Source organism: Marinobacter pelagius, from assembly GCF_003315345.1.
GTDB lineage: Bacteria > Pseudomonadota > Gammaproteobacteria > Pseudomonadales > Oleiphilaceae > Marinobacter > Marinobacter pelagius_A.
The window spans coordinates 24,807-41,086 of the sequence record NZ_QNRO01000024.1; the positions used below are offsets into that span (position 1 = coordinate 24,807).

Annotated in this window: 14 protein-coding genes; 1 reads left to right on the top strand and 13 read right to left on the bottom strand. The window is 56.9% G+C overall.

What is annotated here, in order from left to right; genetic code table 11:
* From rfbA to wecA, 11 genes are all read right to left on the bottom strand, one after another.
* A complete protein-coding gene (gene rfbA / locus DET50_RS16650; protein ID WP_113863873.1) occupies nucleotides 1-882 on the bottom strand; it encodes a glucose-1-phosphate thymidylyltransferase RfbA in 882 nt (293 codons plus the stop codon).
* Nucleotides 883-1,044: 162 nt separating this feature from the next.
* The gene (rfbB, locus tag DET50_RS16655) at nucleotides 1,045-2,118 is read right to left on the bottom strand and encodes a dTDP-glucose 4,6-dehydratase (protein WP_113863902.1); all 1,074 of its coding nucleotides are present in this window, start codon (nucleotides 2,116-2,118) and stop codon (nucleotides 1,045-1,047) included.
* Between the two features lie 10 nt (nucleotides 2,119-2,128).
* A complete protein-coding gene (locus DET50_RS16660) occupies nucleotides 2,129-3,931 on the bottom strand; it encodes an ABC transporter ATP-binding protein (RefSeq protein ID WP_113863874.1) in 1,803 nt (600 codons plus the stop codon).
* Nucleotides 3,932-4,024: 93 nt separating this feature from the next.
* The gene (locus DET50_RS16665) at nucleotides 4,025-6,244 is read right to left on the bottom strand and encodes a polysaccharide biosynthesis tyrosine autokinase (protein ID WP_113863875.1); all 2,220 of its coding nucleotides are present in this window, start codon (nucleotides 6,242-6,244) and stop codon (nucleotides 4,025-4,027) included.
* 15 nt (nucleotides 6,245-6,259) lie between these two features.
* The gene (locus DET50_RS16670; RefSeq protein WP_113863876.1) at nucleotides 6,260-6,694 is read right to left on the bottom strand and encodes a low molecular weight protein-tyrosine-phosphatase; all 435 of its coding nucleotides are present in this window, start codon (nucleotides 6,692-6,694) and stop codon (nucleotides 6,260-6,262) included.
* A gap of 11 nt (nucleotides 6,695-6,705) precedes the next feature.
* Nucleotides 6,706-7,821 (bottom strand): polysaccharide export protein, encoded by a 1,116-nt coding sequence (locus tag DET50_RS16675; protein ID WP_113863877.1) that lies wholly within the window; start codon nucleotides 7,819-7,821, stop codon nucleotides 6,706-6,708.
* A gap of 28 nt (nucleotides 7,822-7,849) precedes the next feature.
* Entirely contained in the window at nucleotides 7,850-9,346 is a 1,497-nt protein-coding gene (locus DET50_RS16680; protein WP_113863878.1) for a capsule assembly Wzi family protein, read from the bottom strand.
* A 297-nt stretch (nucleotides 9,347-9,643) separates the two neighbouring features.
* Nucleotides 9,644-11,803: an Ig-like domain-containing domain gene (locus DET50_RS16685; protein ID WP_181800008.1), complete on the bottom strand. Its 2,160-nt coding sequence runs from the start codon at nucleotides 11,801-11,803 to the stop codon at nucleotides 9,644-9,646.
* Between the two features lie 19 nt (nucleotides 11,804-11,822).
* The gene (locus tag DET50_RS16690; RefSeq protein ID WP_113863880.1) at nucleotides 11,823-12,920 is read right to left on the bottom strand and encodes an OmpA family protein; all 1,098 of its coding nucleotides are present in this window, start codon (nucleotides 12,918-12,920) and stop codon (nucleotides 11,823-11,825) included.
* Between the two features lie 96 nt (nucleotides 12,921-13,016).
* Nucleotides 13,017-13,316 carry a hypothetical protein gene (locus DET50_RS16695; RefSeq protein ID WP_113863881.1) on the bottom strand — a complete coding sequence of 100 codons (300 nt, stop codon included), beginning with the start codon at nucleotides 13,314-13,316 and terminating at the stop codon, nucleotides 13,017-13,019.
* A 38-nt stretch (nucleotides 13,317-13,354) separates the two neighbouring features.
* A complete protein-coding gene (gene wecA / locus DET50_RS16700; RefSeq protein ID WP_113863882.1) occupies nucleotides 13,355-14,413 on the bottom strand; it encodes a UDP-N-acetylglucosamine--undecaprenyl-phosphate N-acetylglucosaminephosphotransferase in 1,059 nt (352 codons plus the stop codon).
* Nucleotides 14,414-14,687: 274 nt separating this feature from the next.
* On the opposite strand from wecA, the gene DET50_RS16705 reads away from it, so the two are divergent.
* Nucleotides 14,688-15,512: an EAL domain-containing protein gene (locus DET50_RS16705; protein WP_113863883.1), complete on the top strand. Its 825-nt coding sequence runs from the start codon at nucleotides 14,688-14,690 to the stop codon at nucleotides 15,510-15,512.
* Between the two features lie 3 nt (nucleotides 15,513-15,515).
* On the opposite strand, the gene DET50_RS16710 is transcribed toward DET50_RS16705, so the two are convergent.
* Both DET50_RS16710 and DET50_RS16715 read right to left on the bottom strand, forming a co-directional pair.
* Nucleotides 15,516-15,833, bottom strand: coding sequence for a hypothetical protein (locus tag DET50_RS16710; protein ID WP_113863884.1), 318 nt, complete (start codon nucleotides 15,831-15,833; stop codon nucleotides 15,516-15,518).
* A gap of 40 nt (nucleotides 15,834-15,873) precedes the next feature.
* The gene (locus tag DET50_RS16715; RefSeq protein ID WP_113863885.1) at nucleotides 15,874-16,263 is read right to left on the bottom strand and encodes a hypothetical protein; all 390 of its coding nucleotides are present in this window, start codon (nucleotides 16,261-16,263) and stop codon (nucleotides 15,874-15,876) included.
* Nucleotides 16,264-16,280: the final 17 nt, after the last annotated feature.

Here is a 16,280-nt window from a genome sequence, read left to right on the forward strand (position 1 = left end):
TTATCCCTCACCCCTCGCCAGAGCGTTCAGGTATTCACCATAATTATTTTTCTGAAGTTCCTCCGCCTGCTCTTCAAGCTGCTGCTGACTCAACCAACCTTGGTTGTAACCAATTTCTTCCAAACAAGCGATTTTATAGCCTTGGCGTTTCTCGATAGTTTCGACAAACTGAGCGGCTTCCAGCAGGCTTTCATGGGTGCCAGTGTCAAGCCAGGCAAACCCCCGGCCCAGGAGGTTCACGTTCAGCTCATTTTTTTCCAGGTACGCTCGATTAACATCGGTGATTTCCAACTCGCCGCGATCGGAGGGTCGAACCGCCTTTGCAATCTCGACCACTTGATTGTCGTAGAAGTACAAACCGGTAACGGCAAAGTGTGACTTTGGCTTGTGCGGCTTTTCTTCAATGGAAATCGCTTTTTGAGTGCTGTCGAACTCCACCACGCCAAACCGCTCCGGATCTTTTACCTGGTAGCCGAAAACGGTGGCGCCGCCTTGCTCAACAACTTGATTCCGTGCCTCTTTCAGTTTTGGGACAAATCCCTGACCGTAAAAAATGTTATCACCCAGCACCAGGCACACGCTGTCGTTACCGATGAACTCTTCGCCAATGATGAAGGCTTGGGCCAGTCCGTCCGGCGCTGGCTGGATTTCATAGCTGAGGTTAATGCCAAACTGCTCGCCAGTACCCAAAGCGCGCTTGAAGCCGGCCTGGTCTTCCGCGGTGGTGATAATAAGGATATCCCGGATACCCGCCAGCATGAGTACAGAGAGCGGGTAGTAGATCATGGGCTTGTCGTACACCGGCAGGAGTTGTTTGGAGGTGCCGAGTGTTATGGGGTACAGGCGGGTGCCGGAGCCGCCTGCGAGGATTATTCCTTTCACTTTTGCTTCCTTGACTTCAATTCGGAGTGTGAGGGGGCAGCCCCCTGATCAAATTTGGTGCTATGGGGGTCTGTCCACGTAGGGACAGACCCCTTCGCTTACTCACGGAGTTAAAAACAGGTTTTTGTCCGTGAGCGTCTGTGAGTGTCCGTGGCTAATCATTCAATTCCCGGCGCCAAGTCTCTCGCGCTGGTAACTGCCGTCCTGGACTCGTTGGCACCAGCCCAGGTTGTCGAGGTACCACTGCACGGTTTTGCGAATGCCGGTTTCGAAGGTTTCCCGGGGCACCCAGCCCAGTTCTTTCTGGATTTTGCTGGCGTCTATGGCGTAGCGCCGGTCGTGGCCGGGGCGGTCTTTTACGGTGGTGATGAGATTGCGGTAGCTTTGTTCCTGTGGGCGCAGTTCCTGGAGGATGTCGCACAGGGTGTGAACTACTTCGATGTTCTGTTTTTCGTTGTGGCCGCCGATGTTGTAGGTTTCGCCAGGCTTTCCTTCGGTGGCGACTTTGTAGAGCGCTCGGGCGTGGTCTTCAACAAACAGCCAGTCACGGATCTGGTCGCCTTTGCCGTAGACCGGCAGCGGCTTGCCTTCCAGGGCGTTCAGGATCATCAACGGGATGAGCTTTTCCGGGAAGTGGTAGGGGCCGTAGTTGTTGCTGCAGTTGGTGACCAGCGTTGGCAGGCCGTAGGTGCGGCGCCAGGCACGTACCAGGTGGTCCGAGCTGGCTTTGCTGGCTGAGTACGGGCTGCTCGGGGCGTAGGCCGTATCTTCGGTGAACAGGTGCTCTTCCGCGTTAGCCGTTTCATCCGGGTGCGGGAGATCGCCGTACACTTCGTCTGTGCTGATGTGGTGGAAGCGGAAGTTGGCCTTTTTGTCACCTTCCAGGGCCTGCCAGTATTGGCGGGTGGCTTCCAGCAGGGTGTAGGTGCCTACAATGTTGGTTTCGATAAACTCCGCCGGGCCGTCTATGGAGCGGTCTACGTGGCTTTCCGCGGCAAGGTGCATGATGGCATCCGGTTTATGCTGGGCCAGTACTCGGTCTACTTCGGCTCGGTTGCAGATGTCGACTTGCTCGAAGCTGTAGCGCTCGCTGTCGCTTACCTGGGCCAGGCTTTCTAGGTTACCGGCGTAGGTGAGCTTGTCGAGGTTGACCACTTCATCTTGAGTGTTCTGGATGATGTGGCGGATGACGGCGGAGCCTATGAAGCCGGCGCCGCCGGTGATTAAGAGTTTCATCGAGTGTTTCTCACGCATGATCGGCCATCCGCTTGAACAAATCGTTACGCTGGCAGAGATCGCGGTAGGTTCCTTGGTCTGTCAATTGGCCATTCGCCAGAAGGTAGATGGTGTCGCATTTTTTAACGGTGGCCAGACGGTGCGCAATCATAATGATTGTTTTCTTGCCGGAGAAATCATGAATGGCGTCCATGATGAGTTTTTCCGTAATGCCATCCAGTGCGCTGGTGGCTTCATCCAGAATAAGCACATCTGCATCATGGTATAGAGCGCGAGCTATCCCAATACGCTGCCTTTGACCGCCTGAAAGCTGCACTCCCCGCTCCCCGACTCTGGTATTCAGTCCATCAGGAAGCTCCTTCAGCAACTCATCCAGATGGGCCATCGTTGCCGCGCGCTGAACCTTCTCGTCATCTACCAGTTCCGGCGGCAGGCCAAAGGCAATGTTCTCCCGGATGCTGCTGTCTGCAAGAAAGATGGATTGGGGAACAAAGCCCAATGCGTTTTGCCAGGCACGAAGTTGCTGCTTGGTGATCGGCTTTCCATCTATCAGTAACTCGCCTTTTTCCGGCTGAATCAGCCCCAGCAGGAGATCAATCGCAGTGGACTTTCCGGAGCCGGAGGCACCAACCAGGCCAATCACCTGGTTGGCACCGATGGTGATCGTCAAATCCCGGAGTGCCGGTTCTGTCTTGCCGGGGTAAGTAAACTGTACATTCCTGAGCTCGATTGACTTGCTGGGAGCTAAGTGCTCTGTTGTATCGGCATTCGGAGCTGGTAAGCACGTTGCGGTTGCACTGGCCCGGAGGTCGTCCCGAAGCCCTTCGAATGCAGTTAGGTTACCTCTGATACCGGAGATGCTGGTGTAGATCTGCTGGAATGCGGGCAGTAGCTTGAACCCTGCCAAGGCATAAACGGAGAGCAGTGGCAGTATCGTACCCAGATTGCCGTCATGGGCCGCCAACAGGTAGAGAATCAGGAAGATTACACTGCCAAAGGCCACCAGCTCCATTATGTAGCGGGGAACCTGGCTCATTGCCTGGTTTTTCCCCTGGGCATCGGCAAATTGGTTACTGGCCTGGTCAAACCTGTCGGTGAATACCTGCTGGCGCCCCAGCAAAAGGGCATCTTTGATGCCGCCGAAGCCTTCACCCATAAGTTTGAAACGCAGACGCTGGGCCGTGGTAATGGTGCCGCCGTTTCTGATCAGCCGTCGGCGCACGATTCGGTATATGGCCATGTAAGCCACAGCGAAAATGACCAGCCCCGTGATGGCTACGGCTGGGTTAAAGATAAAAATTGCTGTAGCCATGAATGCCGCCATCACGATGCGGGCGTTCATCTGCATTAACGGGTTGATGATTCCGGCGGTAATTCGGGCACATTCCTGTGCGATCTGGTTGGTGAGCTGGCTGCTGCTTCCGCTAGCGTGGAACAACCAAGACTGATGCATGTAATGCTTGTAAAGCCGGCTGCTCAGTTCCGCACCCACGCGAGCGCCGTACATGGACAGGCGCCAGATGGTGAACATGGAGATAATTGCCGCCAAGGTTAGAGCGACCAATACGCCTACACCGGTCCAGAACAGGAAGGCACGGGGGTCCTCAAGGCCGCTGAGGCGGTATGCCTCTGCGACAATGCCGTCTCCTTGAAGCTGACTCATGTCTCCCACTAGTGCCATGAAGGGGCCGATGGAGAGCACGCTGCCCAGTTCGGCGAAGGCCATGAGGACTACTAGGCCCTGGAGGCGGAGGAGCTTTTTGCGCTGCTCGGCGGTCAGGAGGGAATAGAGTTCTTTGAGTTGGGTTAGCATTTATCCGTGCGCTGGTTGAGTTGGGGGTGGATTTGAACATGGGGTCAGAAGAAGGGTTTCTTCAGACCCCTGTGCAGCCACATCCCCCTGGGTTTAGTCGGATTTGTAGGCGTAGTTGTAGTAGCCGTAGTAGCCGTAACTGGTGGCGGCTTTCTTTTCCATGGCGTTGAGGATGGTGCCTTTTAGGGTGACACCTCCGGTGGCCAGGCGGTTTTCGGCGATCTGGATTTCCTTCGGGGTGTTCACGCCGAAACGGACCACCATAAGAGAGGTGCCGCATTGCTTGCCTATGATGGCAGCATCCGTTACGGCCAGGATGGGAGGCGTGTCGATGATCACCAGGTCGAAGGTTTTGCTCAGGTAGTCCAGGAAGTCGGTGAATCTGGGCTGCATGAGCAGTTCCGAGGGGTTGGGCGGGGCACTTCCCCGGCTGATCCAGCTCAGGCCTTCCAGTTCGGAGGTGCGGATAGCCTGCTCAAATTCCAGCTTGCCGGAGAGTACCTCTGAGAGGCCGTCGTGGGAGCCTTGTTTGAAGGCTTCGTGGACGTGGCCTTTGCGCATGTCGCCGTCGACCACGACCACTTTCTGGCCGGCCTGGGCGCAGACGGCAGCGAGGTTGGTGGCCAAGAAGCTTTTACCGATGCTCGGGCTGGGGCCGGTGATGACCAGTCGGTTGTCACTGCCTTCCATCATGGCGAAATGCAGGGAGGTGCGCAGGCCGCGGATGGCTTCCACGGAGAGGTCGGCCGGGTTGCGTACGGCCAGCAAACCTTTGATGGAGCCGTCTTTACGGCGACGGTCCTGTTTTATCTGGCGACGCTTGTCGCTCCGGCGTTTTTCCTCTTCGGAGAGGGGCACGGTGGCGTATACCGGCAGGTCCAGTTCTTCCAGTTGCTCCGGGGAGACAATTCCCCGACTGAAGGCCGCACGCAGGAGTACGATCACCATTGCTAGCAACAGGCCGCTCATGCCGGCCACGGCCACGATCAGGTTGCGGCGAGGCGCCACCTGGCCCTGGACAACGGCGTCGTCCAGGATGCGTACGTTACCCACGGTGCCGGCCTTGGCCAGGCGCAGTTCCTGCATGCGGTTGAGCAGTTGCACATAGATTTCCTGGGTGACTTTCACATCCCGGCTCAGGCGCAGAACTTGCTGCTGGGTTTCCGGGAGGTTGTCGGTGCGTTTTTCCAGCCGGGCCTTTTCCCGGAGCAGTTGTTCTTTTTTCTCCAGGAGCGAGCGGTATACCGGGTGATTCGGGGTGAAGCGCCGGGCCAGTTCCGATTCCTGGAGTTCCAGCTCATTAAGGCTGGCTTCGATGCTGACCAGGCTGTTGAGCGCGTTCTGGGTTTCAAAGCTCAGGTCGATGCTGTCGTTCTTAAGGCGAAATTCATTCAGGCGGTTTTCCGCCTGAGTGAGCTGTTCGCGCACCTTGGGTACCTGCTCTTCCAGGAAGGCAAGGCTCTTCTCAGCCTCGGCGGCCTGGCGGGCAATGTTCTGGGTGAGAAAGACGTCGGTGGTGGCGTTCAGGCTTTCGACGATTTCCTGCTGATCCGGACCGGTGAGGTTGAGCCGGAGCATGCCGGTTTCCTTGCCCAGGCTCTGAATCTGTAGACGGCCCTCCAGGCCTTTGATGGCGGCCAAACGGCTCTTTTTGACCACCGTGAAAGTGGCACCGTCGGGCGCACTCAGGTCGGTGACCAACAGCTCTATCCAGGGTTGCTCGATGGTCAGCTTTTCGCCCCGGGCACCCTTACCCAGCAAATTGCCTTTGGCATCGTACACACTGAAGCGGCCCTGCCCTTCAGAGCGCAGGGTCAGTTGAAGTGTCTGGCTGTCGTGGCTGGTCACCAAGTCGCCGATGCGAAGAGATTCGCCAGCCCAGACGGACTCTTCGCCTGTCATGAAACCGGGGCGTTCAATGCCCTTGCGTCGTAGCCACTCGCCGATTACCGGCACAGTGTTTGGAACGACCTGTACATCCAGATCGGTCTGGTCGACCACCTGGCCCAGAATCATGCGGGAGCGGAGGATTTCCACTTCGGTACTGGCACTTGGCTCCTGCTGGCCCAACACCTGCTGCATGTCAGCACCGGCGATGGTGCCGGATTTCTGCTCGACCTGAACCAGGGCGTCAGCCTTGAAGATGGGCGTGGACAGCATGGCATGGACCAGCCCAATAGCGGCAAAGACAACCGCCAGCACGACGATGAAGATTTTGTGGTCCCACAGGCTGCCCAGCAAAAAGCCGATGTCGATTTCGTCGTTGTCCTGCGGCTGGCGGGTGCGTGGTGTCTTGGTCGGGGTTTCGGTCATTCGTGGCTCTTGGTGTTATTTCAAGCGGGGAAGCCAGGCGTTGACGGCTTCTTCCAGGCGTTGGTGTACGTGAACGAAGGCTTCACGGCTTTTCTTGTAGGGGTCCGGGATATCCGGCCGGCCTTCCAGCCAGTGGCCCATGAGCAGGGTTTTACCGGTAGACGATGGATCCAGTTCGGTAACCCGCGCTTTCTGGCCTTCGCTCATGACCAGGATGAGGTCTGCCTGGCGGAACATCTCGGTGGTGGCCTGGCGGGCTTTATGTTGGCTCAGGTCCAGGCCGGCCTTCTTTGCCAGCTCGGCGGCGGTCGCATCTGCCGGTTGGTCGACCAAAGCACCCAGGCCAGCTGATTCCACGCTTTTGCCGGACAGGCCGGCCCGGAGCATAGCCTCGGCGACGGGGCTGCGGCAAATGTTACCGGTGCACAATACTAGTATGTGGTTAAACATCGTATTGGTGGTTACTCGCCCAGGTTGGCTGCCTGGTCACCAAGGAACAGCGCGGTAAACGAGGGCACCAGCAGGGAGACGACGCGGTTCCAGCGGGCCAGCGGCGCGGCGGTGACATAGACCATGTCCCGGTTCTGGAGATTGAAACTGTCTGCCAATACCAGGGCGGTGGCGTCCTTGAGATTCAGCTGGTACATGTCGATGAGGTGATCGCTGTCCGGTGCTGCGTTCTCCGCCCTTCTGACGACAAACACGCCGGTGGCATCGGACTGGCGCTGATCAAGGCCACCTGCGTTGGAGATGGCCTCTGCCAGGGTGAGCCCGTTACGGCCCATAGGCAGGGTTTCGGTTCTAGTCACTTCACCGAGCATAAAGACTTTCTGGTCGTCACCCAGCGGAACGTTGATGACATCACCCTGCTGGAGCAGGACGTTGTGGAGTTTATTGCCTTTTTCGTAGACGGCCTTGAGGGAGAGGCGGTAGTCTTGGCCATTGCGGGTCAACGTGACGTTGCGCCAGTCCGCGCCGCCTTCCAGGCCACCTGCCTGGCTGATGGCATCGACCAGGCGGGTTGGAACGTTGGTGAGCGGGTACACACCGGGTTCGTCGACGGCCCCACTCACATAAATTCGTTGGCTGCGGAAGTCGGCTACGGACACATCTACCTGGGGGGATTCAATATAACGGGCCAGGCGGCTGGCAATTTTCTCTCGCACCTGAATCGGCGTAAGGCCCACCACCTGCACATAGCCGATATAGGGGTAATAGATGGTGCCGTTTTCATTGACGACGTTGCCGGATTCCTGAGAGCTCCGCTCGGAGCCCGCAGGAATCGTGAGTTCCGGATGGTCCCAAACGGTGACCTGGAGCACATCGCCAATGCCGATACGGTATTCGTACTCGCTGTCTTCGCGAATCAGCTCGCTCGCCGGTGGCGGTACATCGGCCACAATGGCGTTCCGGAGCGTATCAGGCCCGATGCGCCGGACTTTGACCAGGTGGCTGAACTCCTCTTCCGGAGGACTTTCATAGCTGGGGTTCCAGCCGCTGGTATCGATGTGAGAGCCGGGGGCGAACGCACAGCCGGCCAGGCTCAATACGGTGACCAGTGTCAGTATGACTTTCATCCGGGGATGGGTTCCTTGTTTCATGGGACTAGAATCTGTAACGCCAGCTGGCACTCGCGGACCACTGATCGAGTTCACCTCCAACCAGCTCGATCTTCTTGTCGGTACCACGCACATGGAGTTCCAGCCGGCCGAACGGCAACGGGGTGCCGTAACCGAGTTGCACAACGCCGACTTTGTCATTGGTCGCCGGAATAAAATAGGTCACGTCGGCGTCCGGCATGACTGTGCGCACCTGACCGTCCGAATTCAACTCGGCGTAGCTTACCGAAGCGGAGAGATTGGTGCCATTGTCGAAGAACTGGAAGGCCCCGATCGTCATGGCCTCGGCATCGCCTTCAAAGCTGCTGGCCAGGTTACGGCCGTGGTTCCGATACCCGGTGTTGTAATTGAAGTGCTCGTAGGTGATGTTGGGCATGGGATCGCCCAGCAAATCATCGGCGGTGGTGTTGATGTACTCGAGGAACCATTGCTGGTCGGTGTTGAACAGGCCCGTGGTCCAGTCCGTTCCGAGAAGCCATGATTTACGTGCGGGGAAAGCGCCGGCTTCGTCTTCTCCCATCATCTGGGCATAGAGACCCATGGACTGATTGCCAATAGCGAAACCGTAGCGGGCATCGATGCTACCCAGTTGGTTGCCCGGGTCGTTCTCGCCACCTTCCTGGCTGTTGTCCCGACCGATCAAGGCGTCCCATAAAGCTGAACCATTCTCCGGCCGCCCTTCCCCACCGAACATGATGGCCCGGGAAAGGCCGATATCCAGGCCCTGGAACGGACGAAAAGTGAAGCGCATGCCGATGAGGTTGGGGTCGTTGATGGCACGCTCATCCTGGAACTGGCCGGCGAACAGGGTGAAGTTCCAGGGGCCGATCCAGCTGAGCCATTGGGAGCCTGGTGCGATATCACGCTTACGGTTCAGCCACACGGCGGGAATCGGGCGGGCGTTATCGGACAGGATGAGACTGGACTGCCAACCCGGGCCCCACCACCGATCAATGGCACCGGCACCAAAGACCCAGTTGCCGAATGTGGCTGCGAGGTAGCTGCCATCGTAACGGTATTCTTCATCATCGGTGGGGTTGGCGACGACGGTGGGAGAGAGACCAAGTGCCCAAGACTGGCCTTGCCACTGAAGGTCAAGCCTGGCCAGGCCCTCGTCTTTCGGGGTGCCATTGAAGCCCTGGACCAGGGGCTGTTCACTGCTGCCGGACAAGGTGAGTTCCGCACGGGCGCCGTCGCTGAACTGGGCGCTTTGTTCCGCCCTAAGATATGCCGCAGCTCTGGCAGTGGCTGTTGCGTCGGAGGCGACGCTGGGGTTGATATCCTTCGCGACAGAGCTCCACATCACCGGCCAGGTGGAGACCGTGCGGTCAAAATGGCCTCGGTCCGCCAGCTTTTGCAGCGCAAACCGCGCTCGGGCGTCGCCGGGTTCAATCCAGGGAGAGGCCTGCGTGGTGGCAGTGAAGGCCGAAGTAATCAGGCACGCTACCGCCCCACCGACCAGGGTCCAGTGTTTTGAGGGCATGATATTGATCAATTTTGCAAGGGCAAAGCGAGGGCGGGAGCTGGAAATGCCCAGACTTTTCCCCGTCAGGTGTTCAGGATAAGTATTCGAATTTGTGACGCAATTCTACGTATTCACAGATGACAAACAAGTTACTTTACGACTGGATAGCAGCCTCAGCAGGAAATAACGGTAAAATCCTGTCAAAAGTTGGCAGGGGCACTCTAATAAATTCATTACAAAACAGGAAATCAATGATCAGGAAACCAAAAAACAGGCACGGCCCACCCAACAGACCGTGCCTGCCCCCCCCACAACTCACCCGGTGGGCAATGCTCCCAACAAACCATCGAGAATGCCGCCAATCAACGGCAGATCTTGCAGCTGGCTTGGGTCCAGCAGATCCGTGAGTGAATCCAGTGAGCCGCTCTCGCCACCACCAGTGAGTCCACCGGTGATGAGGTTAAGGATATCGCCGACCAGCGGAATCTGGGACAAGTCAGCGTCTTCACCCGGATTCAAAGACAGCAGTTGGCTGATCAGGTCGCCCAGCACCGGAATGTCATTCAGTGCACCTGAATCAAGGTCGGTCGGCAGAAGTGACAGCAGTTCGCCCACCAGCGGCAGGTTGTCCGGTGTCAGCGAGTCGGACGGCAGCTGCAGAAGGTCAGTAAGCGGGCTGAGCAGCTCCGGAGACAGGCCGACCCCATCAAGGTTTCCCAGGTCCAGGAATCCAATCAGGGTGCCAATCAGGGGCAGGTCCGCCGGATCCAGGGGCACACCGCCGCCAGTGCCGTCGCCCAGACCAGGAAGCTGGTCGGTCACGATGGACAGCGCATCGAACAACGCGCCACCCAGGTTCAGGATGCCGTTCTCACCGATCAGTGTTTCGGTTCCGCTCAGTACATTGACGGAAGCCAGACCACCCAGATCCAGGCCCAGGAGCTCACCTTCCAGCAGCCCTACGTCCACCAGTGGCTTGCCGTCGGTCTGGTTGAACAGCTCGCCCAAGACCGGAATCTGGCCCAGCGCATCCAGGACCGTGAGCAGCCCGTCTTCAGCTGGTGTCGGGAGTGGCAGGCTGGAATCATCCACCAGGCGCAGCTCTACACCCAGGCCATCCTCCCGGGGGAACAGCTGGCCACCCAGCATTTCGGAAAGCTCCGGAGGCAGGTTGTTGAAGTCACCTGTGGCGAGCGTGGTCGCCAGCGACTGGATCAGTGTGGGAACCTGGCCGACATCACCGCCGGTGAAGGTGTCTGCCAGACTTTGGAGTTGGGTAACATCCAGACCGAGATCCAGTCCCAGCGCGCAGTCCGCAGCCGGATCGGTTGTCGTTACCGATTTCGGGTCACAGGCGGCAACCAGTGCGGAACTGAAATCTTCAAACGGTGTGCCGTCGACAGTCGTTGTCTGGACACCGCTGAAGTTACTCGCGCCACTGAGCAAGTCGGTAAGTCCGGATACCAGGGGGACCTGCAGCAGCAGGACGTTATCCAGGTTGCTGAGCCCATCATCAGCCTCACCAAATTCCAGTGGCGCCAGCAGCTGTCCACCGAGCGCGTTCAGGCCATCACCCAGTACCGGAATCTGGGAAACCAGAGAGTCATTCAGCAGGACAACCAGGCCACCGGTCCGGAACACCGGCTCGTCGGACGGAAGCTCCAGCGGGTTCCCGGCCAGGTCCGTAATGCCTGAGTCGAACTTGATCTTATAGAAGGATTGGCCGTTGAAGTCGCCTGCCGGGTCGTAAATGACACTGTCACCGTTTACCTGCAGGTTCTCAGGCTCCACCTGACCCAGCTCGTTGCCGTTCTCGTCGATGCGAACAACCCGGAGGGTGTCACTGGTGACCGTCTGGGGATCAATGGGCTCATCGAACTGGACCATTACGTCAGAGTCGGTGGCCGCAAGGGTTTCGCCGCTCTGGGGTGATGAGGCCACGACACGCGGGGCCTGGGCGTCCATTTCCTCGCCGGTGGTAAAGCTGGAGGAGGCCGCCTCTGCCAATGCTTTCTCAACATCGCCATCACAGGCCGCACTCAGGCTCGTAGTCGCGGTAACCCGATATTCTGTATTCCCGGAGAGAAACTCGGAGACCGGATCAATGACGACGGTACTGCCTGTTACCGAATAGGTCACCGGAATACGGCTGGCACCATTGCCCAGCTCGAGCGGAAGCGTGGATTCACTGACGGACGCTTCGTCGATATTCGCATTGAAGGTAACGCGAATACTGCGATTCGTTTCGACGTCGCTCGCGCCGTCAGCCGGTACAAACTCCACCACCCCGAAACGGGTGTCAGGGTCAGAGCAGAACATCGCCTGTTGCGACGAATCGTTGGCATTGGTATCCGTGTTGGTATCATCGGGTGCCTCGATGCGGGGGTCACTTGGCCCCCCGCTACCGCCACACCCGGACAGCGCAATCGCTGACGCCAGCGCTAACGGAACCCAATGGGTTTTGGAGATATTCATAGGTCGCATCCTCTGCTACTTATTTCTTGATGATTTCTGAGTACTTTCCGGAAACAATGGCCTCGACGCGACGGTTCTGCGCCCGCCCTTCAGCCGTTTTGTTGGAAGCGATGGGTTGGGATTCACCCATGCCCGAGGTGGTGATGCGGTCCACATCAATTTCAAAACGCTCCACCAACACTTTCATCACCGCATCGGCGCGGCTCTTGGACAACTGCTGGTTGTAGCTGCTGCTGCCGGTGCTGTCGGTGTGCCCTTCCAGCAGGATCGTGCTATTGGGGTATTGCCGCAGAATCTTGGCGAGCTCGCCGATTTCCTGGAAGTACTGGGGGCGCACCTCGGTTCGATCCAGCTCAAACTCGACATACAAGGTTTCCCGGATGGTCTTGGTCAGCTCCTTAGGGCATCCATCGGAGTCAACCAACGCGCCTTGTGGCGTATCCGGGCACTTGTCCAGCTCATCAATAACGCCGTCGCCATCGCTATCTTTCGGGGGCGCAACAGCCACGGGCCGGGTTTTGTCGATCCGCACCTGCGGATCCGGCGCCCTCGGATACTCCCGCCCGAACAGATAGTGCACACCGGCAAAGTACTGACCATCCACATAGCCATCTTCGAGTTCGGTACGTGCCCGCACACCGGCCTCTACCAGGAAACGGGGCGATACCATCCTCTGCATACCACCTTCGATATAGAGGGCATTTTCATCTTTTGGTCCGAAGGGAGCCTCAATGTCGATATCGGTATAGCTGTAACCAAGTCCTCCAAAAGGGCGCCAACCGCTCAAGCGGAATTTCAAGGGATGAACTCGGCCACCTGCGCTTAATCGCCAGAGCTCCCCATCCAGATTAGTGAGTCGGGTCTCAGGCTCGGCATAAGTCGCCTGGAGAAACATACTGAAGCGGGGTTCAAACTGGCGGGTGAAATTGACACCGTACTCACCATAGTTGGAAAAATTGTCCTCTTTAACCCCTTTGTTACGGGAGTTCCCTGAGTCAACATAACTACCCTCTACCCCGAGGGAGTTGTAACTGATCGGGAAATTCTCGAACGCACCAACCCCTGGAACCACGACAACCAGTGCTGATAAACACAGCGCCCGCCTGAGCAGCCTCATACGCAATCTCCTTGAAATCCAATTCCAATTTTACGGTTTAAATATAACTATACGATAACGTTTTATTTGTTTAAAGCAAAGAAAACCTACACCCTGTTATCCATGAAGCAATTGCTTCGCGAGATCCGCCCAATCACGGGACTCCACATCAAGATCGAGGCCTTCCATCTCAATCTCTTCCGTTTCAATCCACTTCGGCCCGGTTCCCGACCGCAACCACAGTTCATTGATACCGAGAACCTCAGCAATCTCATCGGTGCAACGACAGTGCTCCAGGTCGCGATCTTCAAGCAATTCCACGCTCTGAATCGTGAAACCGACCACCCGGTCAGCCAACCAGTCACGACTGACTCCAAGCTCCAACCTGACCATTTCAATTCGCTTGCCAAGCGCCATGACTATTCCTCCCCACCACGCTCAAGAAAACACAAATACTACTTATCCTCGGAGGCGCTCCGATAGACGACGGATGAGCGCCAGAACTGACTGGCTGCAAAGTCGTAGATAACAAATACAGCCAGAAAACTTCCGAACATCAACCATTCGGGCACGGCGAACGACTCCCCCGCCAGCCCGAAGATCGACAACAGGACCGCGGCCGCACTGATACAGGCCAGCGCCTGCCCTTGAGTGCAACCCGCTCTGAGAAGCATGTGATGAAGATGCTGCCTGTCTGCAGCCATAACGGACTGGCCACGGCGCAGGCGCCGCGCCATGATCGACACCATATCCATCAGAGGTACCGCAACGAGCCACAAAGCCGTTACGGGGCGCATGACCGGCTCGTCGCCCTGGCTGGCACGCACCAGAAGCCAGATGATGGCAAAACCCAGAAATATGGAACCGGCATCCCCCAGAAAGACTTTCTGATGACCGGGAATCAATCCCAGATTGATAAGCAAGTAGGGAATCAGGGCGACGCACAGGCCTGTCGCAAACACCAGGTCCGGACCATGGGCCGGATGCGCATAAAACAACAAGGATAAAGCAGCAAGCGCCACCAAACCGAGCGTACCCGCCAGACCATCGATGCCATCGACCATGTTGAACGCATTGGTCGCACCAATAACCGCCGCCGTGGTGACAGCCCAGCCAATGAATAACGTGAGATCGATTGCTCCGAATCCTGCAAGATCCCCCAGAGACTGGAGGTACTGGCCGGTACCCAGTACCAGAGTAATAGCGGTCAGGATCTGTGCGATGAGCCTTGACCGGGCTGACAAATCCATCGCATCGTCCAGGGCACCGACCATGACCAACATGAAAGCGCAAACGAAGAACACGCCGTAGCCGTGCGCCATTGGCATCATCAGCCCCCAGGCTAATGTTAGCCCACTGAAAATGGCCAACCCCCCGATAAGCGGCACAGCACCAACGTGCATCTTACGACCATTCGGAAGATCCACAAGATTCAGCGTGACAGCGAGGGGCCTCAGCACGGCGAGACCCAGCCAAGAAGCAATACCTGCGAGAGCCACCGTAAGTAGAACCATGCCTGAGTGCCTCCTTACACCCGTGATGCCCGAACACCTTGTTCCATTTGAGACGGGAGCGACGATCCGACAACCACCTGAGAACACGATTCACCCCGTCACTCATTACTGTAGCAAAAAATTTACCGTATAGGACTACTTATTTTGTACAGTTTGTTCTATTTTTTTACAAATAATCATTTGTCAAATCTTGAAAAAGATGCTGGCGTCAGAACATGAGCATCAATACGATAAGGAATCACATCGCTCAGGGGGACCCGAAAGGGGTTAGGGGATGGATACACAAACATTGGCCACGCGGACGGATTTTATCCGTGAGCGATTACCAGAGGCGCTGGACAACAATCAGCTTGAGCTGCATTTCCAGCCCAAGGTGAACCTGCTAACCGGCCAAACCTGCGGGTATGAAGCACTGTCTCGATGGCGCGACAACCACCTGGGGCAGATCCCCCCATCTGAGTTCGTGCCGATCGCGGAGGGTGCGGGATTGGCCACGAGGCTGGATCGCCTGGTTATGCACAAGGCGATATCGTTTCTGAAAACTACCCGGAAACGAAAAGCACCGTCAATCAGCCCACTGTCGATCAATGTGTCCGCACAACATTTCGAGGACCCTTCACTGGTCAGCTTTCTGATGTCCACGCTGGATCATCACGGGATTGCCGGAAAAGACATCGAGCTGGAATTGACGGAAACGTCGGTCATCCGGAACATGAGGGCCGTGTCAGACTGTATTGGGCAGCTGGCAGAGATTGGCATCCCTACCGTTCTGGATGATTTCGGAACCGGCTTCTGTACCCTCAGTTACCTGACCAAGCTCCCGGTAAAACAGCTGAAAATCGACAAATCCTTTGTCGACGCCATCGATACCACGGAAGGCAAGTCAATCGTGGAATCAGTGCTCAATATGGCGAGAGGATACGAGCTTTCGGTAACCGCCGAGGGCATAGAAACCGAGAGCCAGCGCAGGATATTGTGCGATATGGGATGCCAAATGGGACAGGGCTACCTGTTTTCCCAACCCATCACAAAGATTGAGCTTATTAACGGCCTGGGGCGCCACCACTACACAAAGCCGTGTAATCTGGGATTACGTTGATGATTACGAATCCATGGGGGCGCGTGGGACGAAGCGCGGCACCGGCTTGTCAGTCCGGGTTTTCTTTGTATAGGGCGAGGCTACCAGCTGAGAGTCCCGGGTGACCAGTGCTCGTGCCTGATGCGCAGATACCGCGAGCGATTCCACACACCACTTCATCAGCTCGGCTTCGATTGTCCTGCTCATCCCTACCGTGGATTTTGTGGCATCAGGATTGCCCAATTCACGAACGGACCGTCCGCTAAGGAGGCGAATTTCCATTCCCCTCTCCGCCATCGCTTTCACGTTCTGGATATAGAGCTCATCACTCTGGGTATTCATTCTGTACCCCGCCCTTTTGATAGTGGATAAACCGGCAACCTCACGCCATTTTCTTCGCCAGTTCCATATAATTATCGAAACACTCAACCGGCATAAGCCACTCCCGGTAGGTGACACCCTGATCACTTTCCGGATCCTCAATCACTGCGGAAATCAGCAAATGCCCGTACTCACGATAAAACTCGCTGACTTCACCACTTAACACGGGCTCACTGGCAGCTTCCCAGTCAGCATAGACGATATATTCTTCTCCATCTAATTCAAAGCCGACCATCTGCGGCGATCCCTCACCAAAGGCTTCCTCGAGAAATACAGCGCCAAAAGGCTCACCAATGGCTTGTGGCAGGCCATACAAGAACCAGATGATGTTACAGATTTCTCCGTCTTCATCCCGGTCAATGGCGAGTGTGCCGTCCAGTACAATTGCCATCCTCTCATCCTTCCAAC

Coding starts and splice junctions, on each gene's coding strand:
- DET50_RS16695 (WP_113863881.1), bottom strand. CDS start 13,316: ATGGCGCTTGGCAAGCGAATTGAAATGGTCAGGTTGGAGCTTGGAGTC.
- DET50_RS16670 (WP_113863876.1), bottom strand. CDS start 6,694: ATGTTTAACCACATACTAGTATTGTGCACCGGTAACATTTGCCGCAGC.
- wecA (WP_113863882.1), bottom strand. CDS start 14,413: ATGGTTCTACTTACGGTGGCTCTCGCAGGTATTGCTTCTTGGCTGGGT.
- DET50_RS16715 (WP_113863885.1), bottom strand. CDS start 16,263: ATGGCAATTGTACTGGACGGCACACTCGCCATTGACCGGGATGAAGAC.
- DET50_RS16665 (WP_113863875.1), bottom strand. CDS start 6,244: ATGACCGAAACCCCGACCAAGACACCACGCACCCGCCAGCCGCAGGAC.
- DET50_RS16660 (WP_113863874.1), bottom strand. CDS start 3,931: ATGCTAACCCAACTCAAAGAACTCTATTCCCTCCTGACCGCCGAGCAG.
- DET50_RS16675 (WP_113863877.1), bottom strand. CDS start 7,821: ATGAAAGTCATACTGACACTGGTCACCGTATTGAGCCTGGCCGGCTGT.
- DET50_RS16690 (WP_113863880.1), bottom strand. CDS start 12,920: ATGAGGCTGCTCAGGCGGGCGCTGTGTTTATCAGCACTGGTTGTCGTG.
- DET50_RS16680 (WP_113863878.1), bottom strand. CDS start 9,346: ATGCCCTCAAAACACTGGACCCTGGTCGGTGGGGCGGTAGCGTGCCTG.
- DET50_RS16705 (WP_113863883.1), top strand. CDS start 14,688: ATGGATACACAAACATTGGCCACGCGGACGGATTTTATCCGTGAGCGA.
- DET50_RS16685 (WP_181800008.1), bottom strand. CDS start 11,803: ATGAATATCTCCAAAACCCATTGGGTTCCGTTAGCGCTGGCGTCAGCG.
- DET50_RS16710 (WP_113863884.1), bottom strand. CDS start 15,833: ATGAATACCCAGAGTGATGAGCTCTATATCCAGAACGTGAAAGCGATG.
- rfbB (WP_113863902.1), bottom strand. CDS start 2,118: ATGAAACTCTTAATCACCGGCGGCGCCGGCTTCATAGGCTCCGCCGTC.